Genomic DNA, 1,431 nt, shown 5'->3' with positions numbered 1-1,431 from the left:
TATCCGGCTCTTCTGACTGATCCGTGGGTCAGTTTCGGCCGGGGAGGGGTGGGCGGTAGCCGCCGAGGGTGAGCATGGCCAGGGCGATGAGGGCGTGGGGGGATTTGAAGCCGAAGGCGATGCGGGTGATGAGGCGGATTTTGGTGTTGGCTGCTTCGATGCGTGCGTTGGACAGTCCGTGGTCGAGGGTGGCGTGGATGGCTGGGAGGTGGCGTTTGATTCTGCGGCCGAGTTCGACGAAGACGCTGATGCGGCAGCGTTGGGCCCAGGCCAGCCACGCTTTCAGGGTGTCTTTGCCGTCCTGGCCGCCGAGTTTGAAGACGTGCCGGAGGCCTTCTTTGAGGAGGTAGGCGCGGTGCAGGCGGGGGCTGGTGGTGGCGATCCAGGCGAGCTGGACGGTCTGTTTGACGGTGAGGTCTTCGGGGTTCTTCCACAACGCCCACCGCGACCGGGCGATGGTTTGGGCGTCCCCGCGGGAGGCGTGGTAGCGGCCCCCGGCCAGGTCGCCGATCTGCTGTTGGCCGCCCGTGGCGCGGCGGGCGGTGTTCCAGGCCTCGCGGCGTACTTCGTCCAGGCACTTGGTGGCCCAGGACACGACATGGAACGGATCGGCACAGAGCACCGCCTGCGGCGCCCGGGCAGCGACCACGCCGGTGATCCAGGTCGCGCCGTCGGCCGACACGTGCGTGAGCTTCTTGGCGCGGTCGGTCCCGAGGGCGTCGAAGAACCGTCCGACGGTCGCGGCGTCGCGGCCGGGTTCGGCCCACACCAGGTTCCCCGAGTCGTGGTCGACCACGACCGTCAGGTACTTCTGGCCCTTGCGGTAGGAGACCTCGTCGATCCCGATCCGCCGCAGGCCCGCGAGCCGGTCGGTCACCGCATCGACATCGGCACACACCCGGGTCACGATCGACCCGACCGTGCGCCACGCGATCCGCATCAACTCCGTCACCGCGGACTTCGAACACACCACCGCCAGCCACGCCACCTGATCATCGAACATCCGGGTATGACCGGCCCCGTGCCGCGCCCACGGCACCGACGCCACCACCACCCCATGCACCCGGCACCGCACCCGCGGCGCCTCAGCCTCCACCACCGCACGCACCGTCCCCAGATCCAGCGCCCGCCACCACCTGCGCCCCTCGCCCCGGTCAAACCACGGCGACCGCACCCCGCACCGCCCACACCGCCGACGCGCTCCCCTCGCCGGCCGCACCGACACCACCACGACCTGCCCCTCCTCGTCGAACTCGACACCCTCGATCACCGTCTGTTCGACCCCCAGCAATCCACGCCATAAGCTGACATTCCGCATGCCGTTCTCCGATCCACAGTTCTTGACCCTCGACAAGCCAAGAACCTAGTCAGAGAACGGCATGCACCAACTCAGACGCGCAGACCCACCCACGGATACGTCACGAGAGCCGG

Annotated in this window: 1 protein-coding gene; it reads right to left on the bottom strand. The window is 68.6% G+C overall.

The window, feature by feature from the left end:
- Positions 1-28: 28 nt before the first annotated feature.
- Positions 29-1,318, bottom strand: a complete 1,290-nt coding sequence (locus ACWF0M_RS38110) for an ISL3 family transposase (protein ID WP_452240640.1) — start codon at positions 1,316-1,318, stop codon at positions 29-31.
- Between the last annotated feature and the right edge of the window lie 113 nt (positions 1,319-1,431).

It is taken from the genome of Kribbella sp. NPDC055110 (assembly GCF_053607525.1).
Note: the sequence above shows the minus strand (reverse complement) of the source record. Positions and strands in the feature narration are given on the sequence as shown.